At 64.6% G+C, this 12,481-nt stretch carries 12 protein-coding genes; 4 read left to right on the top strand and 8 right to left on the bottom strand.

The features are described 5' to 3' along the window. Nucleotides 1-181 precede the first annotated feature (181 nt). Complete coding sequence (locus tag RQI43_RS15685) at nucleotides 182-1,075, top strand: hypothetical protein (RefSeq protein ID WP_207413368.1); 894 nt, start codon at nucleotides 182-184, stop codon at nucleotides 1,073-1,075. Nucleotides 1,076-1,172: 97 nt separating this feature from the next. On the opposite strand, the gene RQI43_RS15690 is transcribed toward RQI43_RS15685, so the two are convergent. Together RQI43_RS15690 and RQI43_RS15695 are read right to left on the bottom strand one after the other, a co-directional pair. Further along, the gene (locus RQI43_RS15690; RefSeq protein WP_311275742.1) at nucleotides 1,173-3,227 is read right to left on the bottom strand and encodes an ATP-binding protein; all 2,055 of its coding nucleotides are present in this window, start codon (nucleotides 3,225-3,227) and stop codon (nucleotides 1,173-1,175) included. Further along, the gene (locus RQI43_RS15695) at nucleotides 3,224-4,741 is read right to left on the bottom strand and encodes an ATPase domain-containing protein (RefSeq protein WP_311275829.1); all 1,518 of its coding nucleotides are present in this window, start codon (nucleotides 4,739-4,741) and stop codon (nucleotides 3,224-3,226) included. The genes RQI43_RS15690 and RQI43_RS15695 overlap by 4 nt, the downstream gene beginning before the upstream one ends. Before the next feature lie 313 nt (nucleotides 4,742-5,054). On the opposite strand from RQI43_RS15695, the gene RQI43_RS15700 reads away from it, so the two are divergent. Together RQI43_RS15700 and RQI43_RS15705 are read left to right on the top strand one after the other, a co-directional pair. Continuing rightward, nucleotides 5,055-5,966, top strand: coding sequence for an NAD(P)H-dependent oxidoreductase (locus RQI43_RS15700; RefSeq protein ID WP_311275743.1), 912 nt, complete (start codon nucleotides 5,055-5,057; stop codon nucleotides 5,964-5,966). Nucleotides 5,967-6,156: 190 nt separating this feature from the next. Beyond that, entirely contained in the window at nucleotides 6,157-6,630 is a 474-nt protein-coding gene (locus RQI43_RS15705; protein ID WP_207412903.1) for an SRPBCC family protein, read from the top strand. A gap of 23 nt (nucleotides 6,631-6,653) precedes the next feature. On the opposite strand, the gene RQI43_RS15710 is transcribed toward RQI43_RS15705, so the two are convergent. From RQI43_RS15710 to RQI43_RS15725, 4 genes are all read right to left on the bottom strand, one after another. Further along, nucleotides 6,654-7,088, bottom strand: coding sequence for a hypothetical protein (locus tag RQI43_RS15710; protein WP_311275744.1), 435 nt, complete (start codon nucleotides 7,086-7,088; stop codon nucleotides 6,654-6,656). Beyond that, the gene (locus tag RQI43_RS15715) at nucleotides 7,085-7,840 is read right to left on the bottom strand and encodes a DUF1828 domain-containing protein (RefSeq protein ID WP_311275745.1); all 756 of its coding nucleotides are present in this window, start codon (nucleotides 7,838-7,840) and stop codon (nucleotides 7,085-7,087) included. Before RQI43_RS15715 ends, RQI43_RS15710 begins: the two co-directional genes overlap by 4 nt. A 570-nt stretch (nucleotides 7,841-8,410) precedes the next feature. Further along, nucleotides 8,411-9,337, bottom strand: a complete 927-nt coding sequence (locus tag RQI43_RS15720; protein ID WP_311275746.1) for an IS1595 family transposase — start codon at nucleotides 9,335-9,337, stop codon at nucleotides 8,411-8,413. A 163-nt stretch (nucleotides 9,338-9,500) separates the two neighbouring features. Next, nucleotides 9,501-10,241 carry a 3-oxoacyl-ACP reductase family protein gene (locus RQI43_RS15725; protein WP_056422060.1) on the bottom strand — a complete coding sequence of 247 codons (741 nt, stop codon included), beginning with the start codon at nucleotides 10,239-10,241 and terminating at the stop codon, nucleotides 9,501-9,503. An 81-nt stretch (nucleotides 10,242-10,322) separates the two neighbouring features. On the opposite strand from RQI43_RS15725, the gene RQI43_RS15730 reads away from it, so the two are divergent. After that, entirely contained in the window at nucleotides 10,323-10,970 is a 648-nt protein-coding gene (locus tag RQI43_RS15730; RefSeq protein WP_311275747.1) for a TetR/AcrR family transcriptional regulator, read from the top strand. Between the two features lie 862 nt (nucleotides 10,971-11,832). Here RQI43_RS15730 and RQI43_RS15735 read toward each other — a convergent pair. Continuing rightward, nucleotides 11,833-12,150, bottom strand: coding sequence for a DUF6894 family protein (locus RQI43_RS15735; protein WP_311275748.1), 318 nt, complete (start codon nucleotides 12,148-12,150; stop codon nucleotides 11,833-11,835). A 177-nt stretch (nucleotides 12,151-12,327) separates the two neighbouring features. Next, on the bottom strand, nucleotides 12,328-12,453 hold the full coding sequence (locus RQI43_RS15740; RefSeq protein ID WP_311275839.1) for a hypothetical protein: 126 nt from the start codon (nucleotides 12,451-12,453) through the stop codon (nucleotides 12,328-12,330). Nucleotides 12,454-12,481 lie beyond the last annotated feature (28 nt).

Genomic DNA, 12,481 nt, shown 5'->3' on the forward strand with positions numbered 1-12,481 from the left:
GGAGGACCGGGCCGGCACGACGGATCCCCACGTCTTATTCCATCGAAAAAGCATTCGCCGGGGCCGGATGCCGCTTTTCGCGCGTCCTGTGGCAGAACAATCGCAGTCATGGACCGGCTCGGCATGGTCTAACGGCCGAGCCCATTCGGCTCATGCAGCGTTGAGTTGCCAAGACATCATCATGCGACTTTCAATCTATTGCCTGCTGGCGGCCTGTTTGCTGGCGCAGCCCTCGCTCGTCGACACAGCCTCTGCCGAGGAGGTGGACACCGAACATCTGTTCGGCTTCACCGAAGGGGCCGATGTGGGCAAGAAGGGCGAACAGGAGGTGGTGCTCGACACCGTCACCCGTATCGGCAAGCGCCGGGCCGGACCGGGGCCGTCATCCTATGACGCGGTCGGCACGAAGCTCAGCTATCAGATCGATCTCGTCGACGGTTTCAGCGTCCAGGTCGGGCTCTTCGGCGACCACCATCGCGTTCGCAACATCCTCGATCTCGACGACAGGAACGCGGGCAATTTCGACGGCGTCTCGGTGGAGTTCAAGTATCAGCTCGTCAAAAGCACGCCCGAGCAGCCCTTCGGCCTGGCCTTGGAATCGCGGCCGCGGTTTGCCCGCGTTCTGCCCATCGAGGGGCGCGGAGCCGACATCTTCGACTTCGAGAATGTCGTGCACGTCGATTGGCAGATCGTGCCGAACAAGCTCTGGTATGGCACAAACATCAGCTTCGATCCGGCCGCCGGACGCCAGCGCGGCTCGGGGGAGGGATACCGCTCCTCGACATTCCTGTGGTCGAACGCCCTCGTCGGGGAGGTCGCGGACAAGACCTATCTCGGACCGGAACTGCGCTATCTGCGCAGCTATGAGGGAATCTTCCTGAACGGGCTGCAGAGCGAAGCTCTGACCCTCGGCCCCGCCCTGCATCACCGCTTCACCGAAAAGGCCTGGATCACCGTCGCCTATGCCGGTCAGGTCTGGGGTCGGGACACCGACAAAGCCCTCGCCAACCGGGGATTGGGTCTGAACCAGTTCGAACGCCATGCCCTTCGGGTGAAGCTGGGCATGGAGTTCTAGGGGGGCAGTCCTCATCACCCTGGCGATGGCCGTACGGTCGCCGGTTCGTCGCGCGCGCTCGTCAACGAACCGCCGGAATGACCGTGGCCCGTATGGATCAGCCGGTTCCGCCCGTCAGGACCAGCCGTAGGGAGCGGGCGAGTTCATCGCGGCGGTACGGCTTGTTCAGGACGGTGAGTTCGCCCTTGCCGATGATCTGTCCCTCGTCGAGGTTGGCGACGTAGCCGGAGGTGAGGAGCACCTTCAGGCCCGGTCGCAGGCGCTGCGCCTCGACCGCCAGCTGCGAACCGTTCATGCCGCCCGGCATCACCACGTCCGAGAACAGGATGTCGATGCGCTCGACCCCCCTGAGATGCTCCAGCGCTTCGGCGGCGTTGCGCGCGACGATCACCCGGTAGCGCAGTTCCTCCAGGCTCTCGACCGCCATGCCGAGGACCTGCTCGTCATCCTCGACGAGCAGGACGGTGTCGCCGTCCCCCGCCCGCTTGAGCGGGAGCGCGGTGCCGGAGCCCGTCCCCGCTTCCTCGCCGACCGGGTCCGAGGACCGCGGGATGAGAAGTCGGAACGTGGTTCCGGCCCCGACGGTGGATTCGATGGCGACGTAGCCGCCGGCGCTGCGGGTGAAACCATAGACCTGGGAGAGCCCGAGACCGGTGCCCTTGCCCACTTCCTTCGTGGTGAAGAACGGTTCGAACACCCGGGCCAGGGTCTGGGGCGGGATGCCGCTGCCGGTGTCGGCGACCGAGACCTCGACGTAGTCGCCGGGGGGTACGCCTTTATCGGCGACGGCGGCGGTGTCGAGGCGGACGTTGCGGCTGCGCACGTCGATGCGGGCCGCGCGGTCGCTGCCCTCCATCGCGTCGCGGGCGTTGACGACGAGGTTCAGCACCGCGGCCTCGAACTGGGCGGGGTCGATGCGGATCGGATCGAGCGCCGGGTCGAGATCGAACGTCATCTCGATGGCGCCGCCGGCCGCGCGCTGGGCCAGGGGCCGGAAGTCGAGGAGCAGGCGGTTCGGGTTGAGGGTCTGGGGCCGCAGCATCTGCCGCCGCGAGAAGGCCAGAAGCTGCTGGGTGAGCTGCTCGCCCCGGCGCGCCGCATTCATCGCGGCCTCGGCCAGGCGGACCACCCGCTCGGTGTTCTCCGGCTTGCGGATCACCATGTCGAGGCCGCCGACGATGACGGTGAGCAGGTTGTTGAAATCGTGCGCCACCCCGCCGGTCAATTGCCCGATGGCTTCCATCTTCTGGGCCTGGCGCAAGGCGTCCTCGGTCGCCCGCTGGTCGGTGCGGTCCATGACGATACCGGCGAGGCGGACGGGATTTCCCTCGCGACCGTATTCGGCGCGGCCCCTCGCGGCGATCCATCGGATCGCGCCGTCCGGGCGCCGGATCCGGCATTCCATGTCGAGGTTTCCGGTCTCGACCGCCTGCGCGAAGGCCGCCGCGACGATGGAATGGTCCTCCGGGACGACGTGATGCAGGAAGTCCGCCCATCCCCAGGAGGGCAGAGGCTCGTCGTAGCCGAAGATGGCGTCGTGGCGTCTCGAACGCCGGGAGGTATCGTGGACGAGGTCCAGGTCCCAGGAGCCCATGCCGGCGGAATCGAGGGCGAACAGGAGCGTCTCGCGCGCCGCATCGACTTCGCGGGTGCGCTCGGCGACCCGGCATTCCAGCGTCTCGTTGGCGTGCCGGAGGCGCTCCTGCGCCTGTTCCCGCTCCAGGATGTGGCCGCGGGCCTGATATTGCCGACGACGGCCCCGAAGCGCCGACGCGACGGCGCTCGCCAGGGTCTCGGCGTTGATGGGCCGTTCCAGCAGCACGACGTTGCCGAGCCGCTCGATGATCGCGGCCGCCCGCGCGGGGCGGCGTCCGACCTGTCGGGTCGCCAGCATGATGAACGGGAAGTCCGACCAGGGCGGCTGGGCTTCGACCCAGGCGTCGAGGGCGGCCGTATCGGCCTCGGCCAGGGCCTCCTCGGTGACGAGGGCCGCGGCCGCGCCCGCGCGCAGGCCGGCGATCAATGCCGGCGCGTCCGCACAGATGGCGGCCGGCGTGCCCGATTTGGCGAGCAGCTGCTGGACGACCCCGGCGTCGCGCCCGCGCGGCGCCAGGATCAGCACCCGCTCCTCGATTGCCGACGATGGCGTCACGCGGCGGGTCCGGACGTCTCGGCATTGCCGTCCAGCATCGCGACCTTGCCGCCATAGGCCGGCAGCCCGGTGAGCACGCCCTGGAAGTCGCTCAAGGCCTCGCCGACCTGCAGGCCGGTCGGGGAGATCCGCAATTCCCGGATGGTGCGCTCGTGTGCGTTGACCCGGCTCTTCACCACGGAGATCGCGGTGCGGACCGCGCCTTTGGCCTCGAAATACCGGAACAGCACGATGCCGTCGCTGAGATAGCTCAGGTCGACGTCGGTGCGGACCTCGCCGATGACCCCGTGCTGGCCCAGCACGAGGACGGTCGTGGCGCCCTTCTGGTTGAGGTAGCTCAGGAGCTCGTGCATCTGCAGGACGAGGTATTGCTCGCCCGGCATGGCGTGGACGTAGGCGTTGAGGCTGTCGATGGCCACGAAGGACGATCCCTGCGCCTCGACGGCCTCGCGCACCCGGCAGGTGAACTCGCCCGGCGAGATCTCGGCCGGGTCGATCTGCATCAGGTCGAGCGCGCCGCTCGCGATATGGGGACGCAGGTCCATGCCGAGGAGCGCGGACCGGGCGAGCAGGGTCGCCCTGCCTTCGTCGAACAGGAAGTAGGTCGCGCGCGATCCGCCCTCCAGGGCGGTGAGCATGCAGCGGATGGCGGTGGTGGTCTTGCCGGCGCCGGACGGCCCCATCAGCAGCGTGTTGGTGCCCGGCACGAGGCCGCCCCCGAGAAGCAGGTCGAGCTCCACCAAACCGGTCGAGGTCGTGCCCGGGTCGAACTCGTCCGAGTGCTCGGCCGCGACGAGGCGCGGGAACACGGTGAGGCCGCCGGTGCGGAGCACGAGGTCGTGGAAGCCGCCACGGACCTTGACGCCGCGCATCTTGACGACGCGGATGCGCCGACGCTCCGACCCGAACTCGCGCTCGATCTGCTCCACGACGATGACGCCATGGGCGATGCTGTGGAGCTGGACGTCCGCCGTGTTGTCGTCGAGCAGCAGAACCGTGCAGCCGCGCGACGCGAAGAACTGCTTCAGGGCAAGGATCTGACGCCGGTAGCGCAAGGGGTTCTGGGCCAGGAGCCGGAGCTCGGACAGGCTGTCGAACACGATCCGGGCCGGCTGCAGCGCGTCGACGCGCTCCATGACCTCGCGCACGGTCTCGCCGAGCTCCACATCCGACGGGTGCAGGATCGACTGCTCGCTGTCGGGGTCGAGGCCGAGTTCGCTGACGAGTTCGTAGACGTCGACGCCATCCAGGGACCAGCCGTGGGACGCCGCACCGGCCCGGAGCTCGTCGGCACTTTCCGACAGCGTGACGTAGAGGCCCTTCTCGCCCCGGGCGACGCCTTCGAGGAGGAACTGCAGCGACAGGGTCGTCTTGCCAGTGCCGGGCCTGCCCTCGACGAGGTAGAGCCGGTCACGGGTGAGGCCGCCGGCGAGGACGTCGTCGAGCCCGGATATGCCGGTGGAGAGCGCGTCGCGGGAGCCGGTCGGGGCGGTAGGCTGACTGTCGTCTGGCATGGTCACCATGATGCGGGAGAGGCGCATCGGGCGGCCGCCCATCGAGGGGGCGGCCCATCGCCTTCTGTCGGAATCTATCATGCATCAGCCCGTGTCAGCGCGATAGGTCGGATTGGACACATCGCCCGGAACAATGGTGGAGGCTCTGTCGTCCTTCACACCAGGACATGGCGTCGGCACGTCGAAGATCAGGCATAGGTTGAAGGCGATCAGGAACCTGCCATTGCGCCTCCTGTTTTTGTTGGGCGGGGTCGCGGTGCGGTGCCGGGACCGTATGGACACTTCAGCCGGTGAGCGGAAAACGTTGGATAACTTGCAAGCCGAAGTCGAAACGTTGCCACTGGAGACGCGCCCATTCCAGGTCCTCGTGGTCGCCGGATCGGCAAGGCGGCTCGATGGATGCCCCGGCATGGACGGCAAGGCCCGGTTTCTGATGCACCGGATGCTCGGGCGCTTGCCGGCGCGCTGGCAGGTCGACCATGTCGATATCGGCAACCAGCACGGCAAGCCCAAGATCCAGGGCTGCAATGGCTGCGTCGGCTCCTCGATGGCGCTCTGCGTCTGGTCCTGCAACTGCTACGGGCCGGACAGCGACCACCAGCCCGACCTGATGTGGAACGAGAAGCTCTACCAGCGCCTCGCCCGCGCCGATGCCTGGGCGATCATAGGGCCGGTCTGGTGGTATGGTCCCTCCACCAACCTCAAGGCGATGTTCGACCGCCTCGTCTGCATGAGCGGCGGTAACCCGCGTCCCGACCTCATCGACAAGAAGAGCACCCTGAAGGCGCAGGCGCTGGAAAAATCGCCGCTCTGGCGGGAGCTGACCCGGAACCACCTGGAGGGGCGCACGGCCGGGTTCTTCTGCTACGGCAACGAGGGCGGCAACGAACTCGACGACGATCGCCGCCCCCGCATCCTCCGGCAGAAGGACTGGTTCGACCCGGCGCGGGAGCCTTACCAGGGCGATGAGCGCAAGGCTTACCAGGGCCTGGTCTGGCAGTGCCGCTACAGCGGCATTGAGGTGCCGGACGAGCTCTGGCGGCATGCCTCGGTCGGTCTGGAGCGGCCCTATGCCGACGATCAGGCCGACGACATGGTTCAGGAACGCGACGCCATGGCCTGCTTCGATTCCTGGGTCGACGCCTTCGTGCGGCACGTCTCGGCCAAGGGCATCGTGCCGGGGACGACCGAGGCCGAACGGGGCGCGCGATCCACGACGGATTGATGCCGGCGGCCTCGGTCTTTCCGCTAGAGCTGCGCCCGACCACGTTGGGTCGGGTTACATCTCCAGGCCTTTGTTTTGGCGATTATACCGTTCACACATACGCGATAGGCATGGCCTGATTTCGATTGCGCGCTAGTTTGTTCATGGTCCCACGAGGGGCGAACAAGAACCTGTTTTGAGGAAGCGCCAAATGTTGAAGATCGTTGCCCCCGTCCTGGCTCTCGCGGTAGTCGCCACGACCCCCGCTTTGGCACTTGAAGTCACCAAGACGGCGACTATTGCAGCGGCGCCGGACGCAGTGTGGAAGACAATCGGCGGCTTCTGCGGCATCGGCGATTGGCACCCCGTCATTGAGAAGTGTGCACTGTCCAAAAACGGCAGCAAGGAGGAGCGTACGCTATCGTTGAAAGGCGGCGGCACCATCGTCGAGCAGGAGCAGGCCCGCGACGACAAGAAGATGAGCTACACCTACACGATCCTCTCGGGACCTCTTCCGGTGGAGGACTACAAGTCCACGATCATGGTCGAGAAGGATGGTGGCGGCTCCAAGGTCACTTGGACTGGCAGCTTCAAGGCCAAGGGCGCGCCCGACGATAAGGCCAAGGAAGCTATTGCCGGCGTCTACGATGGCGGCCTGAAGGGCATCGCCGACAAGTCCAAGTAGGACATCTCATCGGAGCGGGGGCGCTACGATTGCCCCTGCTTCGGCTTCAATATCTGCTTCAACGCACTATCAAAGTCCGCTTCATCCTCACTGCACCCGGCTTCACGGGCGGCTTCGATGAAGCGGCGCTTCTGCTCCTCAGGTGTCAGCTTCTCTGCGCCGAGCTTGCTCACCGCTTTAGCTAGCTTCGCTTGGGACTCCACCGCATCCTGTGCGGCCTTGTCGGCGCGGTTCTGCGCCGTGCGTGTGCCGAGCTTGGCCGATGCCACAGCCGCCTGCGCGTCAGCTACGACAGCCTGTGCGCGCTGGATGTCCGGCGTCAGCTTCTCGGCGACGAGCTTGGCCGGCTTGGGCGAGGGTATTGTCTCCTCTCGATCCGACCCACGTTTGGCAAGTGTCACCGTGGACGCTGGTAGGTTGCCCTTTTTGCTGAGCGGCTTGGGCTTAGCGGGTGTCATGCAGCAGCACGCCTAAAATCACTATCTGACTGCTGCTCTTGTATGACCTTACTAGGGACAAGAAGAGATAGCTTTGGACCGAAAGCAGAAAGATCCTTTACGACAGCAATCAGTCGAGGTGGATCGTGAAGCTCAGATAGGTCGCGAAATGCCGTTGAGGCTTTGTAAATTGATGCAGCATGATCGCTCACCGCCTGAAATACAGCAACTCTATCAGGCAGCCTGACGACCGCAGATAGGGTCCATTCATTTGTCGAGGCGCCGAGGATTGTAGATTTGTTAGGGTCGACGCTATTGGGGCCAAAGACCTTTAGTAGGCGGCTCGCCAAGGCTTCGGACAACGCCTCATCATCATCGGAAAGCAGTCTCTGTGATATGCGATCAGCTACGCGCCACGATGCCTCCGCCACATCATGCACCGCTCTTTCAAGCATATCAGTAGATGAGTCTACAAAAATTGCATGATTGTTGACGAAAACACCCATCTGTTCAGCGATGGCACTTGCTGTTCTTTTGAACGAACCTTTCGGCGCTTCAAGATCTTCAGCTTCACGATATGCAAAACCGTCATCACTAACCCGGATGCCTCCAGGCGTTGGATCGACGCGAACTGTTACATACGATCCATCTGGATACAGCAGTGGTAGATTAATATACCAACTCTCACCGATCCGCTCAGTACGCACGAGTTCGCGAGCCGTGTTTTCGACAGCCTGCCTAACCCTATCAGCGATGTTTACGCCCGTCGTCATGTGAACAAATCATACTCCCACGGAGGGCGAGGCACAACGTCTATGTTATTGATATTTAAGCGTCTTCCGACGAGGGTCCTAAGTTCTTCAAAGGATTGCGGTTCCGGCTCTAGGGGCTCAGCGCAGGGCAATTTGCCTTTCCGCATACGCCGTTCAGCCTCCACCCAATTGAGATTGAACGTGTGCGCGTGTGACGCGGGGACGCGACGTCCTGACCATAGTCCTCGGCAGGATCGTTGATTGCTGTGGCCTCCCCTGATGTCTCTCCAATCCACTCGCTCAATACGAATTTGGCGCTGGCCCGACACGCCACGAACAGAGAGCTCGAAGGTCACATGTCTGTCCGGGCGGCGAATGTAGGCGCCGACACTGAGCGTGACGCTGGTTTCCAGCACGCCTTCGACTTCAAGGGGGACAAGGAAGCGAGCGTACCCATCTGACGCCTCAGGCTTCACCCATTCGTTGGCGAAAGGGATGCTCTTTTCGGCAGCAAGGAGCCTCGGCAATGGCATCGGGTTACGCTAGCTGAGAATGTACGAGCTTGGGAGTCTGCCGGTGATCAGCGTTTGATCAGGCCAAGCGGTACGTCAGCCGCTTCCCGACGATACCCTTTAGCGCCCGCTCGGCCCGCTCTACGTCGCCACAGCCGAGCTTCACCCGGTTGTTGTACCGGAAATCGAACTCGGCGAGGTAGCGGTGAAGGTGCTGCTTGCCGCAGTGCTGGTAGACGCCCTTCATGCCGCGCTTGAAGACGGAGAACGCGCCCTCAATCGTGTTCGTGTGGATCGTGCGGTCCACGAGGTCGACGTACTCGCCTTGGCCGTGCCGGGTGAAGCCGTGGCCGCCGGTGAAGGTCGCGGAGAGCTTGCCGTACTGGCCGGCCTCGTCGGTCATCACACGGGCTTCCTTGGCGATGTTCTCCTTGAGGATCGGGAGCAGGGTCTTGGCGCTGAGGTCATCGACGACTATGGAGCGCTTCTGGCCCGTGTCACGGTCGACAAGGCTCAGCACCTTATGCTTGTGAGCGTAGCCACGGCCCTTCTTCTCGCCCTTGGGCTTCACGGTGCGGTCGTTGCCGATGAAGGTCTCATCGACCTCGACAATGCCGCCACCGCCGCCGAAGGGCACGAAAGCGCCTTCGCGCATCGCCTCGCGCAGACGGTGGGTCATGAACCACGCCGTCTTGTAGGTGACGCCGAGGATGCGGTGGATCTGGTGGCTGCTCATGCCCTTCTTGGAGGAGCAGAGGAGGTGAGCAGCCTGGAGCCACAGATGTAGCTTCACATGGCTGGACTCGAACACGGTGCCGACGGTGACGGTGAACTGCTTCTTGCAGTCGCCGCAGCGACGTAGGCCCATCCGACCGCCCTTAACCGCAGTGATCCGACCCATGCCGCCACAGTGAGGGCACACGGGGCCTTCCGCCCAAAGGAGGCTTTCCAGCTTTTCGAAAGCGGCGGCCTCGTCGTGGAAGAACTTGGCGGAAAGGGCGGACATCGGGCTAACTCCTTGATCCAGAAGCTAGACCGTCAGTCCGTATGTGTCAACGATATAATCGCCTTTGTTTTGCCGCGCTCTTTTTCGCCGAACCGGAATCCACTTCGGCGGAGAGCGCTCCAAGGCCGTGTCTCGGATGCGCGCGGCGGTGTCGGATCCCCGCTCAGGCGTTCACGCCGCCATCCACGGTGACGACCGATCCGGTGATCTGCCGCGCGGCCGGGCTCGCGAGGAAGCCCACGGCGGCGGCGACGTCCTCCGGCGTACCGTAGCGGCCGAGCGGTGTCAGCGCGCGGATACCGTCGGATTGGGGACCGTCGGCGGGGTTCATGTCGGTGTCGGTTCCACCCGGCTGGACCAGGTTCACGGTGATGTCCCGAGGCCCGAGTTCGCGGGCCAGCCCCCGGGTGAAGGCGAGAAGCGCCGACTTGGTCATCGAGTACACGGTCACGCCGGGAAAGGGGACGCGCTCGGCGAGGCACGAGCCGATCGAAATGATGCGCCCCCCTTGTCCGAGATGCGGAATCGCAGCCTGGGAGGCCAGCACCACCGACCGCACATTGACGTTCAGGAGCGCGTCGATGTCGACGAGGTCGATCTCCGCGACCGCGCCGTAGCGGGCGATGCCGGCATTGTTGACGAGGATGTCGAGACCGCCCAGTCCCGCCACGGCCTCGTCGACCGAGCGTTTCACGGCCGCCGCATCGGCGCTGTCGGCCTGAATGGCGAGCCCGTGCCGGCCTTTCGCCTCGATGGCGCGCACCAGCTCGGCCGCGCGGTCGGCCGACCGCTCGTAGGTGATCGCCACGTCCGCCCCTCTGTCCGCGAGATCGAGCGCGATCGCGGCGCCGATGCCTCGTGAACCACCCGTGACGAGTGCACGCTTTCCAGCCAGTTCCTGCATCACTCAACCTTTATGTATCGATCGACACAAAAATAGCTAGGCGTGTTGGTGATGGGGGTCAAGAGATTTATATATCGATCGATGCAGAAATCAGAGCAGAAACCGGGACGCGTCGCGGCAGGGTCCGTCCGGGGGCGCGGACGCCCTCGTGCCTTCGACCGCGAGGCCGCCCTCACGCAGGCGACCCACCTGTTCTGGCGCAAGGGCTACGAGGCGACGTCCATCGCCGACCTCACCGAGGCGATGGGGATCGGATCGCCCAGCCTCTATGCCGCTTTCGGATCGAAGGAGGCGCTCTTCACCGAGGCCCTGCGCCACTACAACACGACCTACGAGGCGCTGGTCTGGGGCAGGTTCCGATCCGCCGGGACGGCGCGTGAGGCGGTGCTGTCCTTACTCATGGACTCGGCCGCGGCCCTGACCGGATCGCTCGCCGACAATCCCCTCGGCTGCATGGTGACGCTCTCGTCCGTCGGCGGCGAAGGGCGATCGGACCTCGGCGATCTGGTTCGGTCGGCGCGTGCCGTGACGCTGGAGCGTCTGGAGGCGTGCCTGGCCGGGGCCGTGTCCTCGGGCGAGCTTGCGGGCGAGACCGACATTCACGCCCTCGCCCGCTTCGTGCAGACCGTCCAGAGCGGCATGTCGATCCTGGCCCGCGACGGCGCGAGCCGGGCCGAACTGGAGGGCGTGGCGCAGATGGCGATGCTGAGATGGGACGCCTGCGGCTGAACTCCGCCGGACCGTGCCAGGGCTGCGCCCGACCGCGTTGGGGCGGGGCACAACTCAAAACCTTTGCTTGGCGATCGTACCGTTCGCCCATACGGCCTGACGGTCTGGCTTCCTCTTCATAGAGTTGCCCCGATATCCGCCCTTTCCGCCAAGTTCTTTCACGACGAGGCCGCAGCTTTCGGGACGCTGGAGGACCTCTTTTAGGCGGAAGTCCCCGTGTGACCTCATCACGGCGGCATGTCGGCAGCGGTGGCGGCCTTGTCGAGGGCGATGAGACCTTCGTCGGCAACGACGGCGCCGTGAAGCCGAAGGGCGAGAAGACGGGCCGTGGCTACGCTGGCGGGCACAGGGCGACGAGCCAGGCTCGCCGTAACGTGTCCTCCCGAGGCGGCACGTCATGAATCGCGGGACGCGGATACTGCAAATACGGGGCTGCCGGATCGGGTGCGGAGGCTTTTTGCTGTCCGCCGCGTTGGCTCTACATTCCCCGACGATGCAGGAGCCACTGTCATGACCGCCGACACCCCCCCCCCCAAAGCCGGGACGGCCAGGACGCCCGCTGACGCCAGGACAGGCCATGCAAGTCAGTGACGCTGAGTTCCTCGAGTTCATCCTGCAATCGGCCGCGGACGCCCGACAGTCTGTCGCGAGATCCAAAGCGGTGGTCGAAGAGACGAGGGCGATTCTGGACGAGCCTGAGACCGCACCAAAACCGCCCGCAAAGCGGGGCGGGGTCGTTGACGCGTGAGGAACGGAGGCGCCGCTTCATCGAAGCCGCCCGTGACGCCGGGGCGAGCGAGGATGAAGCGGACTTTGTTCGTGTGTCGAGGCCGATATCGAATCTGTGCCGATCAGATGACAGTCATGATTGGTAATTCGGCCGTCTTCTCATGGTTTCGACGATGGGCGACTCGATCATCGTAAAATCCAGCCAGATCAGCAAAAGCCCATTTTCATCCGCGACCTCGAGGCGCCACTCATCGCTCGAGCAAATGTGCTTGAAGTTTTCGAGAATGATCCTGCCGGCTAGGCACACTGCCGCAAACTTGGCTTCCTCGAAGCTATTGAGCTCTGTCCCATCCTGATCGAGGGTGCTTTTTCCATCGTACACGTTGAAATGATAGCGCGGCATATCCCGCCTCATCTTGGTGGAGGCGGGAGCGATGACGCTCTCACTCACGGGCATGCCTAGGAAAGGGCGCGCGATTGCCCTGACATTAAGCAACTATATTTGTTGCTGCTATTTCTTGCGTTATTTTTTGACGGCGGTCGACCACATGTCGCACCCGTCTGTGCGAGCCGATGGGGATGACCGGGAGACCGATCCGGCGCGGAGCGGGAGGGAGGCCTCCATGGCTCAGCCCGCCCGCTTGATCGCGAAGGAGTTCAGGTAATCCTCGGGTTTGGCCGGATCGAAGACCTTGCCCATCACCGAGAAAGTCTTGGTGGTCGCCGTCGGCGGGGTGAGGCCGGCCTCCGTCATCAATCTCGCGGTGCACCTCGGATTCGTG

Origin of the sequence: Methylobacterium sp. WCS2018Hpa-22, from assembly GCF_031843785.1 — a bacterium.
GTDB lineage: Bacteria > Pseudomonadota > Alphaproteobacteria > Rhizobiales > Beijerinckiaceae > Methylobacterium.

Bases quoted from the DNA above. Each gene is read 5' to 3' on its own strand.
- RQI43_RS15715 (WP_311275745.1), bottom strand. From the start codon at position 7,840: ATGACGACGGGCGTAAACATCGCTGATAGGGTTAGGCAGGCTGTCGAA.
- RQI43_RS15710 (WP_311275744.1), bottom strand. From the start codon at position 7,088: ATGACACCCGCTAAGCCCAAGCCGCTCAGCAAAAAGGGCAACCTACCA.
- RQI43_RS15695 (WP_311275829.1), bottom strand. From the start codon at position 4,741: ATGCCAGACGACAGTCAGCCTACCGCCCCGACCGGCTCCCGCGACGCG.
- RQI43_RS15740 (WP_311275839.1), bottom strand. From the start codon at position 12,453: ATGACGGAGGCCGGCCTCACCCCGCCGACGGCGACCACCAAGACTTTC.
- RQI43_RS15720 (WP_311275746.1), bottom strand. From the start codon at position 9,337: ATGTCCGCCCTTTCCGCCAAGTTCTTCCACGACGAGGCCGCCGCTTTC.
- RQI43_RS15705 (WP_207412903.1), top strand. From the start codon at position 6,157: ATGTTGAAGATCGTTGCCCCCGTCCTGGCTCTCGCGGTAGTCGCCACG.
- RQI43_RS15725 (WP_056422060.1), bottom strand. From the start codon at position 10,241: ATGCAGGAACTGGCTGGAAAGCGTGCACTCGTCACGGGTGGTTCACGA.
- RQI43_RS15685 (WP_207413368.1), top strand. From the start codon at position 182: ATGCGACTTTCAATCTATTGCCTGCTGGCGGCCTGTTTGCTGGCGCAG.
- RQI43_RS15730 (WP_311275747.1), top strand. From the start codon at position 10,323: ATGCAGAAATCAGAGCAGAAACCGGGACGCGTCGCGGCAGGGTCCGTC.